This is a genomic window from Paenirhodobacter enshiensis (assembly GCF_000740785.1).
GTDB classification, from domain to species: Bacteria; Pseudomonadota; Alphaproteobacteria; order Rhodobacterales; family Rhodobacteraceae; genus Rhodobacter; species Rhodobacter enshiensis.
In genome coordinates this window covers 296,189-319,192 of sequence record NZ_JFZB01000001.1, presented here as the reverse complement: position 1 = coordinate 319,192, position 23,004 = coordinate 296,189, and the positions used below count along the sequence as shown (strand labels likewise).

At 67.0% G+C, this 23,004-nt stretch carries 24 protein-coding genes; 9 read left to right on the top strand and 15 right to left on the bottom strand.

The annotated features are described in order from the left end of the window. Positions 1 to 279 precede the first annotated feature (279 nt). Positions 280 to 1,569 (bottom strand): serine--tRNA ligase, encoded by a 1,290-nt coding sequence (serS, locus tag CG50_RS01425; RefSeq protein WP_036634223.1) that lies wholly within the window; start codon positions 1,567 to 1,569, stop codon positions 280 to 282. 189 nt (positions 1,570 to 1,758) lie between these two features. On the opposite strand from serS, the gene CG50_RS01420 reads away from it, so the two are divergent. Next, on the top strand, positions 1,759 to 2,733 hold the full coding sequence (locus tag CG50_RS01420) for an efflux RND transporter periplasmic adaptor subunit (protein ID WP_036634221.1): 975 nt from the start codon (positions 1,759 to 1,761) through the stop codon (positions 2,731 to 2,733). 47 nt (positions 2,734 to 2,780) lie between these two features. Continuing rightward, a complete protein-coding gene (locus tag CG50_RS01415) occupies positions 2,781 to 5,975 on the top strand; it encodes an efflux RND transporter permease subunit (RefSeq protein WP_036634397.1) in 3,195 nt (1,064 codons plus the stop codon). Positions 5,976 to 6,051: 76 nt separating this feature from the next. Here CG50_RS01415 and CG50_RS01410 read toward each other — a convergent pair whose 3' ends face one another. Continuing rightward, entirely contained in the window at positions 6,052 to 6,348 is a 297-nt protein-coding gene (locus CG50_RS01410) for an ArsR/SmtB family transcription factor (protein WP_081880235.1), read from the bottom strand. 306 nt (positions 6,349 to 6,654) lie between these two features. Between CG50_RS01410 and CG50_RS01405 the strand changes: the two genes are divergently transcribed. Beyond that, positions 6,655 to 7,623 carry a magnesium transporter CorA family protein gene (locus CG50_RS01405; RefSeq protein WP_036634219.1) on the top strand — a complete coding sequence of 323 codons (969 nt, stop codon included), beginning with the start codon at positions 6,655 to 6,657 and terminating at the stop codon, positions 7,621 to 7,623. Between the two features lie 9 nt (positions 7,624 to 7,632). On the opposite strand, the gene CG50_RS01400 is transcribed toward CG50_RS01405, so the two are convergent. The 3 genes from CG50_RS01400 to CG50_RS01390 all read right to left on the bottom strand — a co-directional run bounded on the left by CG50_RS01400 (position 7,633) and on the right by CG50_RS01390 (position 9,544). Further along, entirely contained in the window at positions 7,633 to 8,103 is a 471-nt protein-coding gene (locus tag CG50_RS01400; protein WP_036634392.1) for a hypothetical protein, read from the bottom strand. A 115-nt stretch (positions 8,104 to 8,218) separates the two neighbouring features. After that, entirely contained in the window at positions 8,219 to 8,797 is a 579-nt protein-coding gene (locus tag CG50_RS01395; RefSeq protein ID WP_036634218.1) for a retropepsin-like aspartic protease family protein, read from the bottom strand. Positions 8,798 to 8,896: 99 nt separating this feature from the next. After that, positions 8,897 to 9,544 (bottom strand): MarC family protein, encoded by a 648-nt coding sequence (locus CG50_RS01390; RefSeq protein WP_036634216.1) that lies wholly within the window; start codon positions 9,542 to 9,544, stop codon positions 8,897 to 8,899. A 219-nt stretch (positions 9,545 to 9,763) separates the two neighbouring features. Here CG50_RS01390 and CG50_RS01385 point away from each other — a divergent pair, with 219 nt between their 5' ends. The 4 genes from CG50_RS01385 to CG50_RS01370 are packed head-to-tail and all read left to right on the top strand — an operon-like array spanning position 9,764 to position 12,194. Then, complete coding sequence (locus CG50_RS01385; protein ID WP_036634214.1) at positions 9,764 to 10,006, top strand: twin-arginine translocase TatA/TatE family subunit; 243 nt, start codon at positions 9,764 to 9,766, stop codon at positions 10,004 to 10,006. 27 nt (positions 10,007 to 10,033) lie between these two features. Continuing rightward, on the top strand, positions 10,034 to 10,516 hold the full coding sequence (gene tatB, locus CG50_RS01380; RefSeq protein ID WP_036634211.1) for a Sec-independent protein translocase protein TatB: 483 nt from the start codon (positions 10,034 to 10,036) through the stop codon (positions 10,514 to 10,516). After that, on the top strand, positions 10,513 to 11,361 hold the full coding sequence (gene tatC, locus CG50_RS01375; protein ID WP_036634209.1) for a twin-arginine translocase subunit TatC: 849 nt from the start codon (positions 10,513 to 10,515) through the stop codon (positions 11,359 to 11,361). The genes tatB and tatC overlap by 4 nt, the downstream gene beginning before the upstream one ends. Continuing rightward, positions 11,358 to 12,194, top strand: a complete 837-nt coding sequence (locus CG50_RS01370; protein WP_036634206.1) for an ATP-binding protein — start codon at positions 11,358 to 11,360, stop codon at positions 12,192 to 12,194. Before tatC ends, CG50_RS01370 begins: the two co-directional genes overlap by 4 nt. A gap of 375 nt (positions 12,195 to 12,569) precedes the next feature. Here the strand turns inward: CG50_RS01370 and CG50_RS01365 are convergent, their stop codons facing one another. The 10 genes from CG50_RS01365 to folK form a co-directional block, all read right to left on the bottom strand. After that, positions 12,570 to 12,902 (bottom strand): DUF1491 family protein, encoded by a 333-nt coding sequence (locus tag CG50_RS01365; protein ID WP_036634205.1) that lies wholly within the window; start codon positions 12,900 to 12,902, stop codon positions 12,570 to 12,572. After that, positions 12,903 to 13,874, bottom strand: coding sequence for a GTPase Era (gene era, locus CG50_RS01360; RefSeq protein WP_051909331.1), 972 nt, complete (start codon positions 13,872 to 13,874; stop codon positions 12,903 to 12,905). Next, a complete protein-coding gene (gene rnc / locus CG50_RS01355; RefSeq protein WP_374272263.1) occupies positions 13,871 to 14,527 on the bottom strand; it encodes a ribonuclease III in 657 nt (218 codons plus the stop codon). Before rnc ends, era begins: the two co-directional genes overlap by 4 nt. Positions 14,528 to 14,591: 64 nt before the next feature. After that, positions 14,592 to 15,413, bottom strand: coding sequence for a signal peptidase I (gene lepB, locus CG50_RS01350; RefSeq protein WP_036634201.1), 822 nt, complete (start codon positions 15,411 to 15,413; stop codon positions 14,592 to 14,594). A gap of 51 nt (positions 15,414 to 15,464) precedes the next feature. Next, positions 15,465 to 15,866 (bottom strand): holo-ACP synthase, encoded by a 402-nt coding sequence (gene acpS / locus CG50_RS01345; protein ID WP_036634198.1) that lies wholly within the window; start codon positions 15,864 to 15,866, stop codon positions 15,465 to 15,467. Then, positions 15,863 to 16,630 carry a pyridoxine 5'-phosphate synthase gene (locus CG50_RS01340; protein ID WP_036634197.1) on the bottom strand — a complete coding sequence of 256 codons (768 nt, stop codon included), beginning with the start codon at positions 16,628 to 16,630 and terminating at the stop codon, positions 15,863 to 15,865. The genes acpS and CG50_RS01340 overlap by 4 nt, the downstream gene beginning before the upstream one ends. Then, positions 16,627 to 17,454, bottom strand: coding sequence for a DUF2062 domain-containing protein (locus CG50_RS01335; protein WP_152559394.1), 828 nt, complete (start codon positions 17,452 to 17,454; stop codon positions 16,627 to 16,629). The genes CG50_RS01340 and CG50_RS01335 overlap by 4 nt, the downstream gene beginning before the upstream one ends. A gap of 145 nt (positions 17,455 to 17,599) precedes the next feature. Then, positions 17,600 to 19,717, bottom strand: coding sequence for a RelA/SpoT family protein (locus CG50_RS01330; protein WP_036634196.1), 2,118 nt, complete (start codon positions 19,715 to 19,717; stop codon positions 17,600 to 17,602). An 18-nt stretch (positions 19,718 to 19,735) separates the two neighbouring features. Further along, entirely contained in the window at positions 19,736 to 20,095 is a 360-nt protein-coding gene (rpoZ, locus tag CG50_RS01325) for a DNA-directed RNA polymerase subunit omega (RefSeq protein ID WP_036634194.1), read from the bottom strand. Between the two features lie 39 nt (positions 20,096 to 20,134). Beyond that, complete coding sequence (gene folK / locus CG50_RS01320; RefSeq protein ID WP_338048242.1) at positions 20,135 to 20,758, bottom strand: 2-amino-4-hydroxy-6-hydroxymethyldihydropteridine diphosphokinase; 624 nt, start codon at positions 20,756 to 20,758, stop codon at positions 20,135 to 20,137. 151 nt (positions 20,759 to 20,909) lie between these two features. Here folK and CG50_RS01315 point away from each other — a divergent pair, with 151 nt between their 5' ends. Together CG50_RS01315 and dapE are read left to right on the top strand one after the other, a co-directional pair. Next, positions 20,910 to 21,485: a LabA-like NYN domain-containing protein gene (locus tag CG50_RS01315; RefSeq protein WP_036634192.1), complete on the top strand. Its 576-nt coding sequence runs from the start codon at positions 20,910 to 20,912 to the stop codon at positions 21,483 to 21,485. A gap of 240 nt (positions 21,486 to 21,725) precedes the next feature. Then, on the top strand, positions 21,726 to 22,868 hold the full coding sequence (gene dapE / locus CG50_RS01310) for a succinyl-diaminopimelate desuccinylase (protein WP_036634190.1): 1,143 nt from the start codon (positions 21,726 to 21,728) through the stop codon (positions 22,866 to 22,868). Positions 22,869 to 23,004: the final 136 nt, after the last annotated feature.

Genomic DNA, 23,004 nt, shown 5'->3' with positions numbered 1-23,004 from the left:
TATGGAAAGCCGAAAGGGCGAAACGATTTCTTAACCTTGAGGATGCTACCTCTTGGGTGCGGAACAGGCGGGGACGCCGATGACCGTGAAAGACGAAAGACCCGGTCTGCCGTTGCGCAGGCCGGGTTCTCTTTTTCGGCTTTCCATAAATATCCCGGGGTGAGCCCGGAACGGGCGAGGGGCAGAGCCCCTCTGCGCGCGTCGTGACAAGAGACTCGCGCGCAGCGAAAAGCCCGGACGTTTCCGCCCGGGCTTTGCTCATTTCCAAACGGACTGCAATCAGACCAGCACGCCGTCGACCAGCCGGGTCTTGCCGCCGAGATAGGGATGCAGCACCTCGGGCAGGGTGACGGAACCGTCCGCCTCCTGGCCGTTCTCCAGCACCGCGATCAGGCAGCGCCCCACCGCGAGGCCCGAGCCGTTCAGCGTCGCCACGAACTCGGGCTTGCCGCCCGTCGCGGGCTTGTAGCGGCCGTTCATCCGGCGCGCCTGGAACTGGCCGCAGGTCGAGCACGACGAGATCTCGCGATAGGTGTCCTGACCGGGCAGCCAGACCTCGAGGTCATAGGTCTTCTGCGAGCCGAAGCCCATGTCGCCGGTGCACAGCACGATGCGGCGATAGGGCAGGTTCAGCTTCTCCAGCACGTCCTCGGCGCATTTGGTCATCCGCTCATGCTCGGCGATGGCATCCTCGGGGCGGCAGATCGTCACCATCTCGACCTTCTCGAACTGGTGCTGGCGCAGCATGCCCGAGGTGTCCTTGCCTGCCGAACCCGCCTCGGAGCGGAAGCAGTTGGTATGTGCGGTGAGCCGGGTGGGCAGAACCGCCTCGTCCCAGGTCTCGCCGGCGATGAAGTTGGTCAGCGTCACCTCGGCCGTCGGGATCATCCACCAACCGTTGGTGGTGGAATAGCTGTCCTCGGCGAATTTCGGCAGTTGGCCGGTGCCATACATGGTCTCGGGCAGCACGAGGACCGGGGTGATCGCCTCGGTCAGGGCGTGGTCGTTGACATGCAGGTCCAGCATGAACTGAGCAAGTGCGCGGTGCACGCGGGCGACGCCCGATTTCAGCACCACGAAGCGCGAGCCCGACAGCTTCGCCGCCGTGGCGAAGTCCATCGCGCCCTGCACCGCCGGCAGCTGGTAATGTTCGAGCGGCTTGAAATCCAGCGCGCGCGGCGTGCCCCAGCGGTGGATCTCGACGTTGGCGCTCTCGTCCGGGCCCTCGGGCACGTCGTCGAGCGGGCTGTTCGGGATCTCCATCAGCCGGTCGCGCAGCTCGGCGTCGAGGCGGTTCGCCTCGCTTTGCATGTTGGCGACCTCGGCCTTCTTCTCGGCGACGAGGGCGCGCAGGCGTTCGAATTCTGCCTCGTCGCCCTTGGCCTTGGCAGCGCCGACCAGCTTCGAGGCGGCGTTCTGCTCGGCCTGAGCGGTCTCGGCCTGATGAATGGCGGTGCGGCGCGCTTCGTCGAGCGACAGGATCTCGGGCGACAGCGGGGCCAGCCCGCGGCGCGCGAGGGCAGCATCGAACAGGGCGGGGTTTTCGCGGATCGCGCGGATGTCGTGCATGGTCGTCACCTCTTTTGATCGCCCCGGCTTTAGCCTGTTAACGGCTGCGGGTCAAAGCCCGTGCTATCGTATCGAGACCTTTGGCCCCGGGCTGCGGGCAGCCGTTGCCGGCACGCAGTTTCGGGCTGGTGCGGTCACGTCGTATTCACTATATGGAATGTAAATCCCTTCGCCGATCGGGAGCAGCCCATGAGACATTTCCATCTTCCCCTTGCGCTGGCGCTTCTGGTGCCGCCCGTTCTGTCGGGCCTGCCCGCGGTTGCCGGGAGCTATGTCGCCAGCCCTGTCGAGGTGACCGACTGGAAAGCGGTTTACGGTCAGGTTGAGGCGCGCGATCAGCTGCCGGCGCGGGCGCGCCTTGGCGGCACGCTGGTCGAGCTGAGTGCAAGCGAGGGCGATACCGTCACCGCCGGGCAGGTTCTGGGCAAGATCGTCGATGACAAGATCGCCTTCCAGCTGAACGCGGTCGATGCGCAGATCGCCGCGCTTCAGGCGCAGCTCGACAACGCGAAGGCAGAGCTGACCCGCGGCGAGGCGCTGAATGCCCGCGGCGTGTCGAGCGCGCAGCAGCTCGATCAGCTGCGCACTCAGGTCGATGTCTATGCCAGCCAGATCGCGGCGCAGCAGGCCAACCGTCAGGTGATCGAGCAGCAGGCTGCCGAGGGCGAGGTTCTGGCGCCGGTCTCGGGGCGGGTGCTGACGGTTCCGGCGGCGCGCGGCGCCTATGTCATGGCGGGCGAGACCGTCGCGACGGTTGGGGGCGGCGGGTTTTACCTGCGCCTGTCGGTGCCTGAGCGCTTCACCTCCACCCTGACCGAGGGCGCGGCGATCGAGCTCGAGACCCCGCGCGGCACCGTCGCGGGCAAGCTCGTGAAGGTCTATCCGCTGATCGAGGGCGGTCGGGTTCAGGCCGATGTCGAGGTGCAGGGCCTCGATGAAAGTTTTGTCGCGGCGCGCGTTCTGGTGCGGTTGCCGCTGGCGAAGCGGCAGGCGATTCTGGTGCCCGAAGGCGCCATCGCCACCCGCTCAGGTCTGGATTTCGTCACCCTCGCCGACGGGACGGAGCGCGCGGTTCTGCCCGGCCCTGCCCGGCGCATCGACGGCGCCGGCATGGTCGAGGTGCTGACCGGCCTCGAAGGCGGCGAAACGGTGGTGACGCCATGAGCCAGCCCGACCGGAACGAAGCCGGGCAGGGCCCGGAGGCCTCCGCCATGCCCGATGCCCATCTGGGCGTGGCCGGCCGGCTGACGCGGGCGTTCATCCGCTCGGCGCTGACGCCCCTGATCGTGCTCGCCGCGCTGGCGGTGGGCATTCTGGCGCTGGTGACGCTGCCGCGCGAGGAAGAGCCGCAGATCTCGGTGCCGATGGTGGATATTCATATCTCGGCCCCCGGTCTGAAGGCGCCCGATGCCGTCAAGCTGGTGACCGAGCCGATGGAGACCATCGTCAAGGGCATCGACGGGGTCGAGCATGTCTACAGCCAGACCAATGACGATTCGGCGCTGGTCATGGTGCGTTTCAAGGTCGGCACCTCCGCCGATGCGGCGATCCTGCGGGTGCAGGAGAAGGTGAATGCCAATCTCGACCGCATCCCGGTGGGCATTCCGCAGCCGCTGATCGTCGGGCGCGGCATCAATGACGTGGCCATCGTGTCGCTGACGCTGTCGGCGAAACCGGGGCAGGAGGTCGGCTCGAACGATCTGACCCGGATCGCGCGCGAATTGCAGACCGAGGTCTCCAAGGTCGAGGATGTCGGGCTGACCTATCTCGTGGGCGACGCCACCGAGGCGATCCGCATCGACCCCGATCCCGAGAAGCTGGCGCTTTACGGCGTCACGCTGCAACAGCTGTCGCAGAAGGTTGAGCAGGCGAACCGCGCCTTCACCACCGGCCGGGTGCGGCAGGGCGGCAAGCAGATCGACCTGGTGGCCGGCCAGACGCTGACCGCCCCGGCCGAGGTGCAGGGCCTTCTGGTCACCACCCGCGACGGCCGTCCGGTCTATGTCGGCGATGTGGCGAAAGTGTCCTATGTGCCCGATACGTCGGAACATATCGTCTCGAACGTCACCCGTGTGGGCGACAAGGACGCGCTCGACCGCCGTCCGGCGGTCACGCTGGCCGTCGCGAAGCGTCCCGGCGCCAATGCCGTGGTGGTGAGCGAGCATATCCTCGACCGCATCGAGGGGCTGCACGACCGCCTGATCCCGAATTCGGTCGCGGTCGATGTCACCCGCAACTACGGCGAAAGCGCCAATGAGAAGGCGAACGAGCTGCTGCTGCATCTGGGCATCGCCACGATCTCCATCGTGATTCTGGTGCTGATCGCCATCGGCTGGCGCGAGGCGGTGGTGGTCGCGGTGGTGATCCCGGTGACGCTGCTGCTCGCCTTGTTCGCGGCGAAGTTCATGGGCTACACGCTCAACCGCGTCAGCCTGTTCGCGCTGATCTTCTCCATCGGCATTCTGGTCGACGATGCCATCGTGGTGATCGAGAACATCGCCCGCCACTGGGCGATGCCGAAGGGCGGCGACCGCGCCAGCCGCGCCATCGAGGCGGTGGCCGAGGTCGGCAATCCGACCATCGTCGCCACGCTGACCGTGGTCGCGGCGCTGCTGCCGATGCTGTTCGTCTCGGGGATGATGGGGCCTTACATGAGCCCGATCCCGGCGATGGCTTCGGGGGCGATGGTGTTCTCGTTCTTCATCGCGGTCACGGTGACGCCCTGGCTGATGCTGAAGATCGCCGGCAAGGCCCCGGTCCATGCCGAGGCACCGGGCCACGAGGGCGGGCGACTGGGGGCGCTGTATGAACGTGTCGCGCGCCGGGTTCTGGCGACGAAACGCTCGGCCTGGAAATTCCTGATCGGGGCGATCGTGCTGTCCTTCGGCTCGCTCGGGCTGCTGTATACCAAGGACGTGACGGTCAAGCTGCTGCCCTTCGACAACAAGACCGAGCTGAGCGTGCTGATCGACCTGCCCGAGGGCTCCTCGGTCGAGGCGACGGATGCCGTCGCCCAGCAGGTCGCGGCGAAGGTGCTGACGCTGCCCGAGGTGACCTCGGCGCAGACGCAGGCGGGGACGGCCTCGCCGTTCAACTTCAACGGTCTGGTGCGGCATTACTACCTGCGCGAATACCCTTGGCAGGGCGACGTTCAGGTCAACCTGACGCCGAAGGGGGAGAGGTCTCGGTCGAGCCACGAGGTCGCGCTGGAGATCCGCAAGATGATCGCCGATGTGACCATGCCGAAGGGCACCGTTCTGAAGACGGTCGAGCCCCCGCCCGGCCCGCCGGTGATGTCGACGCTGCTCGCCGAGGTCTACGGCCCCGATCCCGAGGCCCGTCGCGCCGCCGCGGCGAAGATCCGCATGGCCTTCGAGAGCGTGCCGTTCATCGTCGATGTCGATGACAGCTACGGCACGCAGGCCGAGCGGCTGCGCGCGCGGATCAGCCCGGACGATCTGGACTTCTACAGCGTGCAGGAATCCGACGTGTTCGACACGCTGAACCTGCTGAACGGCTCGACCACGGTCGGCTATTCGCATCGCGGCGACGCCCGCCAGCCGCTGCCGATCGTCATGAAACGTGCCAAGTCCGAGAAGGTGATGGACGAGGCGACGCTCTCGACCCCGATCCCGGCCGATGTGCTGCCCGGCTCGCGCGGGGTGGTGGAGCTGGGCGATGTGGTCAAGGTGACGCCCGAACAGTCCTCTTTCCCGATCTTCCGTCACAACGGCCGTGCCGCCGAGATGGTCGAGGCCGATCTCGCCGGGGCGTTCGAGGCGCCGCTTTACGGCATGATCGCGGTCGACCGCGCGCTCGATCAGATGGACTGGCCCGCGGGCGAGAAGCCGGTGGTGGCGCTGCACGGTCAGCCGGCCGACGAATCGCATGTGACGCTGTTGTGGGACGGCGAATGGGAAGTGACCTGGGTCACCTTCCGTGACATGGGCGGCGCCTTCGGCGTGGCGCTGGTCGGGATCTATATCCTCGTCGTGGCGCAGTTCGGCTCGTTCCGGTTGCCTTTGGTGGTGCTGACGCCGATCCCGCTGACCTTCTTGGGCATCATGTTCGGGCACTGGCTGTTCAATGCGCCGTTCTCGGCGCCCTCGATGATCGGTTTCATCGCGCTGGCGGGTATCATCGTGCGAAACTCGATCCTGCTGGTCGATTTCATCCGCCACGGCGATCACACCGGGCGCTCGGATGTCGATGTGCTGATCGCGGCGGGCGCGATCCGGTTCCGGCCGATCTTGCTTACCGCCATCGCGGCGATGATCGGTGCGGCGGTGATTCTGGCCGATCCGATCTTCCAGGGGCTGGCGATCTCGCTGCTGTTCGGTCTGCTGACCTCGACGTTGCTGACGGTGCTGGTGATCCCGGCGATCTATCGGGTGTTCCGCACCTGAGCCGTCCGGTTCCGAAATCGAAAAGCCCCGCCGGAGCGATCCGGCGGGGCCTTTTCATGGGGTGTTGACCGCGACCTCAGCGCGGCGAGCAATCGGCGCTGCAGAACATGTCGTAAAGCAGTTCGACGATGCGCATCGCGCGCGGATCGCTGAGCGAATAATGGATCGCCTTGCCGTCGCGGCGCGCGCTGACCAGCCCCTCGCTGCGCAGCCGCGCAAGCTGCTGGCTCACCGCCGCCTGCCGCTGATCGAGGAGATGTTCGAGCTCGGTCACCGATTTCTCGCCCGAGGCCAGATGGCACAGGATCATCAGCCGGCCCTCGTGCGACAGCGCCTTGAGCAGCTGCGCCGCCCCCTCGGCCCGGTCCAGCATCTCGGCGGCATGGACTTCGGGCCGCACGCTGTCCGCAGCCTTCGGCGCCTCGCCGGGCAGGACGGAACCTGCGGCGGGGGCACTGGGCGAGGAAAGAAGGGTGCGATCGTGTGACATCGGGTCCAGATAGCACGGGTTTCGCGCCGAATCGAGACGCCAGCACGTCGCAGCCGGCATGAAAACGCCCATCTTTCGTCACGAGCGCGTGGCCCGGCCGTTCCCGTGCGGTCAGAGGCGGGGCAGGGGGTTGATCTTGCCCCGTCCGGGCCGCTACCGATGGGGCACTGCCGCGAGCCGGAGGGTCCGATGCTGCACGCCTACATTGCCGGAACGCGGGGTCTGAACCGCATCGACCAGGAAGATACGATCAACCCCGGCGCACAGATTGCCTCGGCGTTGTGGATCGACCTCTATCGGCCGCTCGACAGCCAGTTGGCGGCGGTCGAGTCGCTTGGCATCTCGGTGCCGACGCTGGCGGACATGGAAGAGATCGAGATTTCGAATCGCCTCTATCGCGAGGATGGCTGCGACTACATGACCGTCGTGGTTCCGGGCCAGACGCCGGACGGCGTGCAGATCTCGGGGCCGGTCACCTTCATCCTGTCGCCCTCGCGGCTGGTGACGGTGCGCCACCACGCGCCGCGCCCGTTCGAAACCTTCCCCGAGCGGGCCGACCGTTCGACCGCGGGCTGCGGCACGCCCGAGCGCATCTTCCTCGGGCTGATCGAGGAGATTGTCTCGCGCCAGGCCGATTTGCTCGAAGGCATCGGCCGGGTTCTCGACCGGGTGTCGGCGAAGGTGCTGGGGCAGGCCACCCCCGAGGAGCTGCAACAGGCCCTTGGCGAGGTCGGCCGGCAGGGCGAGCTTCTGGGCAAGATCCGGCTGTCGCTGCTGACGATGGAGCGGGCACTGTCGTTCTACGACCAGTCGCTGAGCGGTCATCCGACCGGGCGCGACCTCCATGCGATCATCAAGGGGCAGATGCGCGACCTCAGCTCGCTGGCGGTGCATGGCGATTTTCTCAGCAGCCGGGTGTCGCTGTCGGTCGATGCCACGCTCGGCATGATCAATCTGGTGCAGAACATCACGGTGCGGATCGTGTCGGTGGTGGCGGTGCTGTTCCTGCCGCCGACGCTGATCGCCTCGGCTTACGGGATGAACTTTGCCAACATGCCGGAACTGAACAAAAGCTGGGGCTATCCCTTTGCCATCGCGCTGATGATCGGCTCGGCCGTGGGGACCTGGGCGTTCTTCAAGTGGAAGAAATGGTTGTGAACCTCCCGCTCAGCGCGTGCAGAGCCGCGCCTGAGGGTCGAGCTGGACATAACGCTTCGCGCTGATCCGGGTGATTTTCGTGCTGTTGCCCCAGCTTTGCTGCCATTTGCGGGCGATGCCGTTGCGATAGAACTGGCCGATCAGGTCGCCGACCATCGGGGCGGGGGTGCTGCTTCCACCGATGCTGGGGGCGTGAAAGCCGAAGGTGGCATCGGGCGCCAGACAGGCGTTCGGCAAGGTGGTGAACATGGTGCAGGCCGAATCGCAGAAGCCGCGCAACTGCACCTCGCGCCCGGAGTTCGCCAGTTGCTCGCGGCGCAGGATATTCGCCGCGACATTGCCGCCGTGATCGTTGCGGATGACGATCGGCGCGTTTCGCGTGCCGCCGGCCGGGGTGGACTGCGCGGGCCCTGGCGCCCCGACGCAACCGGCGAGAACGGCCGCGCTCAGCAGCGCGACGAGAGTGTAACGGGCAGTCATGGTCCCTCCGGACAGCTCGGCGTTGAGGCGCCACATTACCCCCGCTCACCCGGCCGGCCAATGGTGCCCCGGGGCGCGGCTGCGGCCGTCGGCCGGGTTTTGCCGCCGCGCGCGCTCAGCGTTCGAGGATCATCCGGTCGCGGTCGAACTCCACCCGGCCGAAGCGGGTCAGGTAGCTCATCCCGAGAAGCGAGGTCTCCATCTCGGCGCCGTTGACCACCGCGCGCACGTTGCGGTCCTGGATCGGGCCGATGTCGATGCTGTCGAGGCGCACCGGTGCCGTGGAGATGGTGCCGTTCGCCGTGCTGGCCGAGCCGGTGAACGCCAGCATCCGCGGATCGAGGCCGAGGCGTTCCGCATCGCGCCGGGTCAGCACCACCTGTGTCGCACCGGTGTCGATCACGAAGCGCAGCGGCACGCCGTTCACCTTCGCCACCGCGTAATAATGCCCGTCCGGCTCGCGCGGGAGTTCCACCCGCCCGTCCGCCAGAACCTGCTGGCGCGGGATCAGCGTGGCCTTGATGTCGCCCCACATCCCGAACACCGCGATCAGTCCCAGAAACAGCAGCGCCCAGACCGACAGCTGTTGCAGCGTGCGCGCCGGGCTGCGGCGCACAGAGGCGACCAGCACCCCGCCGAGTGCCATCAGCAGCAGAAGAAGATAGATCGCATTGGGCAGGGTATCGCCGGTCATCGGGGCTTCCGTCGGGGACTTGCGGTGTCTCTTTGCGATGTAGGCATGACCGGGGCGCTTGTCACCCGGGCGTCGGCAGACAGCTTTCCGCCCCGGGCCTCAGCGCGCGGCATTCAGCAACGGCACGATCCCGGCGCCGCGCAACCCGTCGAGAATGAACTGCGCCGCCAGCGCCGCGAGCAGCATCCCCAGAAGCCGTGTCACCACCATCGTTCCGGTCCGGCCCAGAAGCCGCTCGATCGGGGTGGCGAGCAGGAACAGCACGAAGACGCAGCCCAGCACCGAGAGCATCACCAGATGCACCTCGATCAGCCGCGTCCCGGAACTCGCCGTGCCGCCCGCGAGCAGGATCATCGCCGCCAGCGCCCCCGGCCCGGCGATCAGCGGCGTCGCCAGGGGAAACACCGACGGATCGACGGTATCGTCTTCCTCGTGCAGCTGCGACTGCCCCTCGCGCCGCTGGGTGCGGCGCTCGAACAGCATGTCGAGCGCGGTCAGGAACAGCAGCATCCCGCCGGCGATGCGGAATGCCGGCAAGGTGATGCCGAGCCCCGAGAGAATCTTGTCGCCGAACAGCCCGAACAGCGTCATCAGCCCGGCCGAGACCGCCAGCGCGCGCAACCCCACGATCAACCGCTGGCGCATGGACATGCCGAGTGTCAGCGCGATGAAAATCGGCGCGAGGCCGATCGGGTCGACCACGACGAACAGGGTGACGAAGGCGGTGATGGCTTCGGAATGCGACATGGGGCCACGTTACCCCGACCGGCGCCGGGGATCCAGCCGGCTGATCGTGCCCGCCGCCTGCCCGGGCCGTCGCCGCTCACGGCCCGGGCAAAGTTTCGCGAGCGGGCGAAAAAATTGGCTGCAGTCCCGGAATCGCTCTTTGCTTGCCCCGGCGCAGATCATAAACCTTAGGGCGAAAAGCGGCGCGCCCTCATTCCTTCCGCGCCCGAGGAGACTGACATGCTCAACAATATCGGCCTGCCGGGCCTTCTTCTGATCGCGGTCATCGTGCTGGTGCTGTTCGGCCGTGGCAAGATCTCGTCGCTGATGGGCGAGGTCGGCAAGGGCATCACCGCGTTCAAGAAGGGCGTGACCGACGGCACCAAGGAAATCGAGGATGCCGCCAAGAGCGACACCGAACCGCGCGACATCACGCCGCCCGCCGCCAATCCGGCTGCCCCCTCCGACAAGGACAAGGCCTGAGCGGCCCCGGCCGGAGGCTGATCGGTCATGCTTGATATCGGTTGGAGCGAACTGCTTCTGATCGGCGTGGTTGCGCTGATCGTGGTCGGTCCGAAGGACCTGCCCATGATGTTTCGCAGCCTCGGCCGGATCACCGCCAAGGCCCGTGCCATGGCGCGTGAGTTCAGCCGCGCGATGGAGGACGCCGCGAAGGAAACCGGCGTGAACGAGGCGGCCGACAATCTCAAGGCGCTGACCTCGAAGAAGTCGCTCGGGCTCGATGCGCTCGAACGCGCGACCGAGAAGTTCGAGAACTGGGATCCGAAGTTCCCCTCGCAGCGCACCCCGGGCAGCGAAAAGCTGGAGGCCGATCCCGGTCTTGCGGCCGATCTCGATGCAGCCGAGACCGCAGCCGAGCCCGATCCGTCCGCGCCTGAGCCCGCCGCTCCGGATGCGCCCGCGGATCCGGATGCGCCGGTTCCCGCCGTTCCCGTGACGTCGCCCGTATCCGAAAAGAAGGACGAGGCATGAGCGCCGAGAACGACATCGACGAATCCGCCGCCCCCCTGGTCGAGCATCTGGCGGAGCTGCGCACCCGCATCCTCTATTCGATGCTCGCCTTCGTCGTGGCGATGGTGCTGTGCTATCTGGTCTGGAACCCGATCTTCAACTTCCTCACCAAGCCGATCTGCTCGGCCCTGACCGAGCGCGGCCAGCAATGCGGGCTGTATCTGATCAAGCTGCAGGAAGGCTTCTTCGTCGCGGTGAAGATCTCGGTGCTGGGCGGTTTCGCGCTGTCCTTCCCGATCATCGGCTACCAGATGTGGCGGTTCGTGGCGCCTGGCCTTTACAAGTCCGAGAAATCCGCCTTCCTGCCGTTTCTGATCGCCTCGCCGGTGATGTTTTTCGTCGGTGCGGCCTTCGCCTATTACATCGTTCTGCCGATGGCCTTCGGCTTCTTCCTCAGCTTCCAGCAGCCGGGCGCCGAGCTGGTCAAGGGCACGAACGAACTGGCTTCGATCGGCTTTCAGGGCTCGGTCGAGGAATACCTCGGCCTGACCACCAAGTTCATCATGGCCTTCGGCGTCTGCTTCCAGTTGCCGGTTCTGCTGACGCTGATGGGCAAGGCGGGGCTGGTGTCGTCGAAGGGGCTCGCTTCGGTGCGCCGCTATGCCATCGTGGTGATCCTGATCGTCGCGGCCATCGTGACGCCGCCCGACATGATGAGCCAGGTGACCCTGTTCGTGGCGATCTATCCGCTTTACGAGGTCTCGATCTGGCTGATCCGCGGTATCGAAAAGCGCCGCGAGGCCCGGATGCGCGCCGAAGGCACCTGGATCGACGAGGATGAAGACGAGGAAGAGGGCGGAAAATGAGCGACGCGCTGATCCGGATCGCCGAGGCCCTCGAACGCCTTGCCCCGGCGCCGGTTCCTGCGCCGGATTTCCGCGCCGCCGATGCCTTCATCTGGACGACCGGCCCGGATCGTCTGGTGCCCATCGCCCATGTCAGCCGGGTCGATCTGGACCTTCTGCGCGGGATCGAGCGCGCGCGCGATACGCTGCTTGCCAACACGCTGCAATTCGCCCGCGGCGCCGCGGCGAACAACGCGCTCTTGTGGGGTGCGCGTGGCATGGGGAAAAGCTCGCTCGTCAAGGCCGTCCATGCCGAGGCGCTGCGTCAGGGCCTGCCGCTGAAGCTCGTCGAGATTTCGCGCGAGGATATCGCCTCGGTCTCGCGGCTGCTCGATCATCTGCGCGGCCGGGCGGAGCGGTTCTTGCTGTTCTGCGACGATCTGTCGTTCAGCCATGACGACACCGATTACAAAAGCCTGAAGGCCGTGCTCGACGGCGGCATCGCCGGCCGGCCGGCGAATGTGCTGCTTTACGCCACCTCGAACCGACGCCACCTGATGCCGCGCGACATGATCGAGAACGAGAAGGCCACCGCCATCACCCCCGGTGAGGCGGTCGAGGAAAAGGTCTCGCTGTCGGATCGCTTCGGCCTCTGGCTCGGCTTCCACCCGACCGATCAGGCGACCTATCTGGCGATGATCGAGGGCTATTGCGCAGCCTATGGCCTCGACATCGCACCCGATCAGCTGCGTGCCGAGGCGATCGAATGGCAGGCCACGCGCGGCGGCCGCTCGGGCCGCGTCGCCTGGCAGTTCTTCTGCGACCTCGCCGGCCGGCACGGGCTGGCGCTCTGACCGGGGTCCCTGTCGTGGCACGGGCGTGGATCGAACGCCTGCCCCGAAACGTCACCGCCGCGTCCATCCCGTCGACGGGGCAGGGGCAGATCTTCCCGATATGCCGCCACTCTCCGCCCCGCCATGGCAGGAGGCTCCCGTTTCGGCGAGCACATGCCAAGCCCTTCTGCGCTCCCGCTCATCGCCAGGCGCCGGCTCCTTTCCCTTTCGCTTTGCTGAAAATATCCCGGGGGTGAGGGCCGCAGGCCCGAGGGGGCAGAGCCCCCTTTCTTCACATCCGGACGGGGCGCAGGGCTCACCCTTTCGATGTCGGGCGCTCATGTCGCGAGATCTGCCCCTTCGGGAGGCATCCTCGCATTCGACGAACGCGCGCCGCTACGCCAGCCCGTCCTCGTCGAGCAGCGTCCGCCCGTCGCGCGCCTCGATCTCGATCACCCACAGATCCGGATCGAAGCCGCGCTGTTTCTTCACATGCAGGTCGATCTCGGCCTCGGGGCCGCGCGCCATCTCGCTCCAGCGCCGCGCGCCGCTCGCCAGATCGTAACCGCGCGTCCACAGCACCGCAGCGCCGTCGAGTGTGGCGCATTTCACCAGCACCGCCCCCGAGGTCGCATCGCCTCGCGCCGTCACATAGGCCGGGATATTCTCCAGCTCCAGCCGGCGCAGATAGGCGCGGACCCAGACATCGCTGGCTAGCCGCGCCTCCATTCAGGCTTTGCCCCGCGACTCGCCGTCCTTGAAGTCGAGGCCCATCTCGGAATAACGCTCCGCCTCGTCGAGCCAGTTCGGCCGCACCTTGACCACCAGGAACAGATGCACCGTCCGGCCGAGGAATTCCGACATCTCGGCGCGCGCCGCGGTCGAGATCGCCTTGATCGTCTCGCCGCCCTTGCCGAGCACGATGCCCTTGTGCCCCTCGCGCGAGACATAGATCACCTGGTCGATCCGGGTGGAGCCGTCCTTGCGGTCCTCCCATTTCTCGGTCTCGACGGTGAGCTGATAGGGCAGCTCCTCGTGAAGACGCAGGGTCAGCTTCTCGCGGGTGATCTCGGCCGCGATCTGGCGCATCGGCAGATCGGCGATCTGATCCTCGGGGTAATACCACGGGTTCTCGGGCAGCACGCCCTGAAGCCAGTTGCGCAGCCCCTCGACGCCATAGCCCTTTTCGGCCGAGATCATGAAGGTCTCGGCGAAGGGCCAGGCGGCGTTCGCCTCCTCGGCCAGCGCCAGCAGCGTTTCCGCCTTCACCTTGTCGATCTTGTTGATCGCCAGAGCGACCGGCTGGCGCACGCCATGTTCCTTGAGCGAGGCGATGATCGCCTTGGCGCCCTCGGTCAGGCCGCGATGCGCCTCGATCAGCAAGATGATGATGTCGGCGTCTGCCGCGCCGCCCCAGGCGGCGGTGACCATCGCCCGGTCGAGCCGGCGGCGCGGACGGAAGATGCCGGGGGTGTCGACGAAGACGATCTGCGTCTGACCGGCCATCGCCACGCCGCGGATGCGGGCGCGGGTGGTCTGCACCTTGTGGGTGACGATCGAGACCTTGGCCCCCACCATGCGGTTCAGCAGCGTCGACTTGCCGGCGTTCGGCTCGCCGATCAGTGCGACGAAACCGGCGCGGGTCGGGCCGGTAGCGGCCGGCTCGCCTTCGGGAGGAAGGGCCTCGGGGGTATCGGTCATGCGCGAGTCTCCAGTCGTTTCAGCAGGGCGCGCGCGGCGGCCTGTTCGGCAAAGCGTTTCGATCCGGCCTGGGCCTGCTCGGTCTCTCCCGATTCCAGTCGGACCTCGATGGTGAAGACCGGGGCGTGGTCCGGCCCTTCGCGTGAGATCGCCTCGTAATGCGGCGGGTGCTGGCCACGGGCCTGCGCCCATTCCTGCAACGCCGTCTTCGGATCGCGGGCGTCGTCTTCGACCCGGTCGACTCTGTCACCCCACAGCCGCAGCACCAGCGCGCGGGCGACATCGAAGCCGGCATCGACGAAAACGGCGGCGATCACCGCCTCCATCGCGTCGCCGAGCAGCGCTTCCTTGCGCCGCCCGCCCGACATCATCTCGGACCGGCCGAGCTTGAGCACATCGCCCAGCCCGATCTGGCGCGCCACGTCGGCACAGGTTTCCTTGCGCACCAGCGCATTGAAGCGCGGCGCGAGCTGCCCCTCGGTCGCGGCCCGGTCGGCAGAGAACAGCGCCTCGGCCATGGTCAGACCAAGCACCCGGTCGCCGAGGAACTCAAGACGCTGGTTGTCCGGCCGCGTCACCGATCCGATCGAGCTGTGCGTGAGAGCGCGCAACAAAAGTTCCGGCCGGCGGAACTGATGCCCCAGCCGGTCCATGAATGCCGATATGTCCGCGCCGATCTTCACTGTCTCGTCCTTTTCGTCCGGGGCCCGCCGGGCCTCATTTCACCGCCTTGAAGAAGCGGTCGGGCCTCCAGGTCCAGAAATACATCAGCGACTTGCCGGCCGAGGAGAACATGATCCGGTCAGCCCGGCCCACCAGATACTGCGCCGGAACGAAACCCACGCCGCCCACCGACTGCGGGAACCGGCTGTCCTCGGAATTGTCGCGGTTGTCGCCCATGAAGAAATATTCGCCCTCGGGCACCGTCAGAACCGGAGTGTTGTCGGCCATCCAGCTGTCCGAGATGTTCAGGATATCATGCTTCACCGGCGGGTCCGAGGGGGTGTTGCCCGGCAGCGTCTCGATGAAGCGCTGCTTGATGCAGGTGCCGCCGAGGCCCACCGGATCGTTGACGCAGCGCGGCGGGGTGCCCTGCGCGCCCTGCGGTTCCTTGATTTCGGTGAAATTGCCCGCAGGCTCCTGCGGGGCGGCGGTGCCGTTGATGTAAAGCGTGCCGTCGATCATCTGGATCTTGTCGCCGGGCAGGCCGACCAGCCGCTTGATGAAATCGACGTTCTGCACCGGATGGCGGAACACCACCACATCGCCGCGTTTCGGTTCCGAGGCGAACAGCCGGCCCTCGATCGGGCAGGGGCTGAAATCGGCCGAGGCGAAGGGGCACGAATAGCGCGAATAGCCATAGGCCATCTTGTTGACGAACAGGAAGTCGCCGACCAGCAGCGTGTCCTTCATCGAGCCCGAGGGGATGAAGAACGGCTGGAAGAACAGGGTGCGGACCACGCCCGCGATGACCAGCGCCCAGACGATGGTTTTGATCGTCTCCACGAAGCCGCTGTCGGTTTTCTTCGAACTGGCCATGATCTGCCTTCTGCTTGGTTTCGCCTTCCTTGGCGCGCGGGGGCGCTCAAGTCAAGGAAGCGGGCGTGCCTCGATGACGACGAAAGCCTGCGCCCAGGGGTGATCGTCGGTCAATGTGACGTGAACATGGGCGCTGTGGCCCGCGGGTGTCATCTGTGCGAGGCGTTCCGCCGCCCAGCCGGTCAGCCGCATCTCGGGCTGGCCGGTGTGCAGGCTCTCGACGCCCATGTCCTTCCACGAGATGCCCATCCGCAGCCCGGTGCCGAGCGCCTTCGAGCACGCTTCCTTCGCCGCCCACCGCTTGGCATAGGTGCCGGCGGTGTCGGCGCGGGCCTCGGCTTTGGCGATCTCGGTTTCGGTGAAGACGCGGGTGCGGAACCGGTCGCCGAAACGGTCGAGCGCGGCCGCGATGCGCTCGATATTCGCGAGGTCCGACCCGATGCCGAGGATCACGCGCGGCCCCCCGCGGGGGCGGTGCCCCGGGCCTCGTCCATCAGCGTGCGCATCCGCCTGACCGAGCGTTCGAGGCCGACGAACAGCGCCTCGCCGATCAGGAAATGGCCGATGTTCAGCTCGCGGATCTCGGGGATGGCGGCGATCGGGCCGACGGTGTCATAGGTCAGCCCGTGACCGGCATGGACCTCAAGGCCGTGCGACTGCGCATAGGCGGCACCGGCGCGCAGCGCGGCAAGCTCGCGGTCGCGTTCCTCGAACCGGCCCCCGGCGTGCAGGTCGCAATAGCGGCCGGTGTGCAGTTCCACCACCGCGGCACCGATCTGGGCGGCGGCCTCGATCTGGCGCGGGTCGTGGCCGATGAACAGCGACACCCGGATGCCGGCCTTGCGCAGCGGCGCGACGTAACCGATCAGCCGCGTGATATCCGAGGCGACGTCGAGCCCGCCCTCGGTCGTCACTTCCTCGCGCCGCTCGGGCACCAGGCAGCAGGCATGAGGACGGATCATCAGCGCGATGCGCTGCATCTCTTCGGTCGGCGCCATCTCGAAGTTCAGCGGCACCTTCAGCCCGGCCTTCAGTGCGCCGATGTCGGTGTCGCGGATATGGCGGCGGTCTTCGCGCAGATGGGCGGTGATGCCGTCGGCGCCCGCATCCTCGGCCAGACGTGCGGCGCGCAGCGGTTCGGGGTAGGCGGTGCCGCGCGCGTTGCGCAGCGTGGCCACGTGGTCGATGTTGACGCCAAGGCGGAGCGAGCGGGTCATGGGCTTCCTTTGTCGGATGGTGCGGCGGAGGTGGCAGTGGGTGCGTCGGGAGCCCGGTCGGGTCCCCGGTCGGGTGACGCGGGCAGATCATGCACGCCGGCCGGGGCGATGGGAAGAGGGGCGGGGATCACAGGGGCTTGCGGTGCAGATACGTGCGCTGGCACCGGGTCCGGCGGCAGGGGAAGGGCGGTGCCCGGATCGGCCAGCCTGTCGCGCGCCGCCTGCAACCGGGCGCGCAGCAGAGCGCGGCGCCCCGCCTGATACCCCGCCACCGCCGAACGGGTCAGCCAGTAGCAAGGCAGCGCGCACAGGCAGCCCAGCACCAGCCCGCCGATCAGATAGGGGATGAATACCCCGTCGACGAAGGCCCCGAACCCGTGCCAGTGTACCGGCGCGCCGGTGAACAGGGCGATCAGGTTGTGCCACAGGCCCGACCATACCCCGGAAAAGCTGTCGAGCAGCGCTTCGCCGCTGGTCACGGTGCGGGCGTGGGGCGAGAGGTGCCGGCCCACCTCCATCGCGGCGACGGCGATGAAGGGGAAGGTCAGCGGATTGCCGATCAGTGTGCCCAGAAGCGAGGCCAGCACATTGCCGCGCATCACCCAGGCCAGACCCGCCGCGAGCAGCAGATGCCCGCCGAACAGCGGCGTGAAGGACACCAGAACGCCCGCCGCGATGCCGCGGCCGATCCGGTCCGGCGTGTCGGGGATGCGGTTCATCCTCAGGCGCAGATATTGCGCGCTGCGGCCCCATCCCCGCCGCGGCCAGATCCAGCTGCGCAACCGCTCTGCCCCGGAAAGCCTGTCTCGGCGCTTGAAGATCACCCGCCCTGTCCCCGCCGCCTGCCGTATCCTTGTCCCGGCCGTCGTGACGGCAGGGGCAGTGCGAGAGTGCCGCAGGGCCGGGCGCCTGTCACGCCCCCGATCTGCCGGTTCGCGTGCGGCCACGCTGCTGCTGCCGGATGGCAGCTCAGGGCTTGCGGCTCAGGTCGCGCCAGCGTTCCACCTGCGCGACATCGGATTCCGCTTCCAGCGCGGTCAGGATGCGGTGCAGATGTTCCACGTCGCTGACCTCGACCTCGATCACGATCGAGTAGAAGTCCGGCTTGCGGTCGACGAAATGCAGGTCCGAGATATTGGCGCGCTGCTGGCCGATCAGGGTGCAGATATGCCCCAGAACGCCCGCATCGTTCGAGATCGTCACCTTCAGCGACACGGTATAGACCGGCGGGTGATCGCCCGGCTGCCATTGCAGATCGACCCAGCGTTCCGGCTCCGTCTCGACGTCCTCAAGCGCCGGGCAGTCGATCGCGTGGATCAGCACGCCCTTGCCGCGATAGGTGATGCCGACGATGCGTTCGCCGGGCAGCGGCTGACAGCAGCCGGCGCGGGCGAAGCTCTGATCCGCCTCGAGGCCGAGGACCGCGTGATCGGGTTCGACCGTGGTCAGCCCGGGACGGGCGAGTTCCGGGTAAAGCGCCGCCACCACGTCGCGCGCGGTGACCTCGGCGGAGCCGAGGCGGGCCAGAAGCTCGTTCTCGTCGGCGATGCCCATGGTCTTCGCCGCGGTGCGCAGCGCCTTGTCCGACACCTTGCGCCCGACATGCTCGAAGGCGAGCCGCGCGAGTTCCGCGCCGAGCTTGACGAAGCGGCCGCGGTCTTCCTCGCGCAGCGACTTGCGGATCGCGGCGCGGGCGCGGCCGGTCTGCACGATGTCGAGCCAGGTGGCCTGCGGGCGCTGACCGGCGGCAGTGATGATCTCGACCGACTGGCCGTTCTTCAGCCGGGTCCACAAGGGCACGCGCACCGCGTCGATCTTGGCTCCGACGCAGCCGTTGCCGATGCGCGAGTGGATCGCATAGGCGAAGTCGATCGGCGTCGCCCCCTTGGGCAGCTTGATGACGTCGCCCTTCGGGGTGAAGCAGAACACCTGATCCGAATACATCTCGAGCTTCACGTTCTCGAGGAAGTCGTCGACATTGCCTTCGGAGAACCGCTCGGTCAGCGAGGTCAGCCATTTCGCCGGGTCGACGGCGAAGGGGTTCTCGGCCGGTTCGCCATCCTTGTAGGACCAGTGCGCGGCCACGCCCGCCTCGGCGACCTCGTGCATCTGGCGGGTGCGGATCTGGATCTCGACCCGCTTGCCGTCACGCCCGGTCACCGTGGTGTGGATCGAGCGATAGCCGTTGGTCTTCGGCTGGCTGATGTAATCCTTGAACCGGCCCGGCACCGCGCGCCAGCGCCCGTGCACGAGGCCGAGCGTGGTATAGCAGTCTTCGACCGTCTCGGTGATGATGCGGAAACCGTAGATGTCGGACAGCCGCGAGAAGGCGAGCTGCTTTTCCTCCATCTTGCGCCAGATCGAATAGGGGCGCTTGGCGCGGCCGAAGACGTCGGCGTCGATCCGCGCCTTTTCCAGCAGCAGGCGAATGTCGGCGGTGATCTTCGAGATCACATCGCCCGATTCCTTCTGCAGGCTGACGAAACGGCGGATGATCGAGGTGCGGGCCTCGGGGTTCAGCACCTTGAAGGCGAGATCCTCAAGCTCTTCGCGCATCCACTGCATACCCATGCGCCCGGCGAGCGGGGCATAGATATCCATGGTCTCGCGTGCCTTCTGGGCCTGCTTCTCGGGGCGCATCGACTTGATCGTGCGCATGTTGTGCAGACGGTCGGCGAGCTTGACCAGAAGGACGCGCAGGTCCTTCGACATCGCCATCAGCAGCTTGCGGAAATTCTCGGCCTGTTTCGAGGCGGTCGAGGACAGCTGAAGGTTGGTCAGCTTGGTCACGCCATCGACCAGCTCGGCGATGTCGTGGCCGAACATCCCCTCGACCTCCGAGAAGGTCGAGCGGGTGTCCTCGATGGTGTCGTGCAGCAGGGCGGTGACGATCGTCGCGTCATCGAGCCGCTGTTCCGTCAGGATCGCGGCCACGGCGACGGGATGATTGAAATAGGCCTCGCCCGACTGGCGGAACTGGCCCTCGTGCATCTTGAGGCCGTAGGCATAAGCCCGGCGAATCAGATCTGCGTCCGTGTGCGGATTGTAGTTGCGGACGAGCGCGATCAGGTCTTCGACATCAATCATCGCAAGCCCGCCGCAGGGTTATTCGCGCCCCTGCGCATCCATGAGCGCACGCAGCATCCGCTCTTCGTCCATGTCGTCGGCCTTCGGCTTGTCGGCCTCGCCCGGGGCCGACATCAGCAGCGACATGGCGTCGTCTTCCGGCTCGTCCACCTCGATCTGGGTCTGGTAGGATTCGATCAGCCGCTCGCGCAGATCGTCGGCCGACTGGGTTTCGTCGGCGATCTCGCGCAGCGCCACGACGGGGTTCTTGTCGTTGTCGCGGTCCACCGTGATCGGCGCGCCGGCAGCGATTTCGCGCGCACGATGCGCGGCGAGCATCACCAGCTCGAACCGGTTCGGAACCTTGTCAACGCAATCTTCAACCGTCACGCGGGCCATCGATGTCTCCAGATAGACGTGGGAGTGCAAGCCGACTGTCTAGTCCGATCCGTTCGCCTTGGCAAGCGCCGGCGGTTCACATTCCGCCGCGGATATGGGCGAAAGTGCCGCCTTTTCGCTCTCGGGCAGGCGGTCGAGCATCTCGCGCACGCTTTGTCCCAGAACCGGATGGCGCCAGCCCGGCGCGATCTCGGCGAGGGGAATCAGCACGAAGGCGCGGTCCTGCAACCGCGGATGAGGCAACAGCAGATGGCCCGGCGCCTCGCGCATCTGCTGTTCGAGCGGCAGATCGCGCCAGCGGGCATGGGTCCCGGCGTCGGGCACAAGGCGGTCGTCCATCGCGATCAGATCGAGGTCGATGCCGCGCGCCCCCCAGCGATCGTGCCGCACCCGGCCAAGGCCCGCCTCGATGCGGTGGAGCGCGGCAAGCGCGTCTTCGGGCGCAAGCGCGGTTTCGGCAATCGCGCAGGCATTGACGTAATCGGGGCCCGATCCCGCCGGAAAGGCCGGAGAGCGGAAGAACCGGCTGACTGCCCGCAGATTGAGCATCTCCTCTCCGAACCGGCCAAGAGCGGCGCGAAGTGTCTCAGTCGGGAGACCGGCCGGAGACGGCAGATTTGCCCCGAGCGCGATCAGGCATATGTGAGGTGCGGCTGCGATCAAGGCAGTATCCTTTCGCCGGGACTGCTGGTAGTCAAAGCCACTCTAAGAAGTCCCAATTGCGTTATTGCTGCGTATTGGAACGGTGCCGAGGGCGCGTCAACCATTCCGGGCGCGTCACGAGGCGGTTGCTCGACATAAGGGACCACGGTTCATGTTTTACAAAGACGAAAGGCTCGCCTTGTTCATTGACGGGTCGAACCTCTATGCCGCGGCCAAGGCGCTTGGCTTCGACATCGACTACAAGCTGCTGCGCCAGGAATTCGAACGTCGCGGCAAACTGGTGCGGGCGTTCTATTATACCGCGTTGCTGGAGAACGACGAATATTCGCCGATCCGGCCGCTGGTCGACTGGCTGAACTACAATGGCTACACCATGGTGACCAAGCCGGCCAAGGAATACACCGATGCCCAGGGCCGCCGGAAGGTGAAGGGCAACATGGATATCGAGCTTGCGGTGAACGCGATGGAGCTGGCGCCGCGGCTGGATCACGCGGTGCTGTTCTCGGGCGACGGCGATTTCCGGCCGCTGGTCGAGGCGATGCAGCGTCAGGGGGTGCGGGTGTCGGTGGTCTCGACCATCCGTTCGCAGCCGCCGATGATTGCCGACGAGCTGCGCCGTCAGGCCGACAACTTCATCGAGCTGGATGCGCTGCGCGACGTCATCGGCCGCCCTCCGCGCGAAACCCGCGAGCCCGAGGCTGCGCCGGTGCAGCGCGCCGAGGTCTGAGACGACACGATCCGGTCCGGTCCTGTGCCGGACCTTTCCCGACAATGCGGCGGGCCGGTCTCCGGCCCGCCGTTTTTCGGTCTGGCCCGGTTCGTTCCTGCCCGCTCCGTCCCGGCCCGTCTGTTCCGGCCCGTCTGTTCCGGCGCCCCTGGCTTCTTCGCTGACCGCACCGGCCGTGTCTGGCGCGTTGTGTCCGGTCTCTGGCGGGGCTAATCCTGCCGGAACCAACTGGAGGTTCCGATGCCGCTCGATCCCGTCACCCTGTCCGCCGATCTGATCCGTTGCCCCTCGGTCACGCCCGATGCCGAAGGCGCGCTGGAATTGCTGGAAGGCGTGCTGAGCGGCGCGGGCTTTGCCTGCACCCGGGTCGACCGCAACGGCGTGCCGAACCTGTTCGCCCGCTGGGGCGCGAAGGGCGTGCGCAGCTTCGGCTTCAACGGTCATGTCGACGTGGTGCCGGTGGGCGAGCGTTCGGACTGGGCGCACGATCCGTTCGGCGGCGAGATTTCGGACGGGATGCTGTGGGGGCGCGGCGCGGCCGACATGAAGACCGGGGTCGCGGCCTTCGTCGCGGCGGCGGTCGATTTCGTCACCGAGACGCCGCCCGAGGATGGCGCGGTCATTCTGACGCTGACCGGCGACGAGGAGGGGCCGGGCCTCGACGGCACGCGCGCGCTGCTCGACTGGATGAAGGCCGGGGGCGAGGCGATGTCGGTCTGTCTGGTGGGCGAGCCGACCTGTCCCGAGGTTCTGGGCGACATGATCAAGATCGGCCGGCGCGGTTCGGTCACTTTCGTCGTCGAGGCCGAGGGGGTGCAGGGCCACGTCGCCTATCCGCAGCGGGCGCGCAATCCGCTGCACGCGCTGATCGCGCTGCTGGCGCCGCTGACGGCGACGCCGGTCGATCATGGCACGGCGCATTTCGACCCTTCGACGTTGCAGGTGACGACGATCGACTGCGGCAATGCGGCAAGCAACGTGGTGCCTGCGAAGGCGCGGGCGGTGTTCAACATCCGTTTCAACGATGCCCATGACGGTGCGGGGCTGGTCGAGTGGGTGAAAAGCCTCGCTGCGGCGGAAAGCGCGCGGTCGGGCGTGCGACTGAGCGTGACGGCGACGATCTCGGGCGAGAGTTTCGTCACCCCGCCCGGGCCTTTCGTCGATCTGGTGGCGGCGGCGGTCGAGGCGGAGACCGGGGTGACGCCGGAACTGTCGACCTCGGGCGGCACGTCGGACGCGCGCTTCGTCAAGGATCACTGCCCGGTGCTCGAATTCGGGCTGGTCGGCAAGACCATGCACAAGGTCGACGAATGCGTCGAGGTGGCGCAGATCGAGGCGCTGAAGGCGATCTACGGGCGGATCCTGCGCAGCTATTTCGGCTGAGGTGCCTCGGAAGGGGCAGGAGGGGCCCCGCCCCGCAGAAAAGTTGAAGAGAGGGGGCTCTGCCCCGCCATGAGGAAAAGAGAGGGGGCTCTGCCCCCTCGGGCCTTCGGCCCTCACCCCCGGGATATTTGGGGCG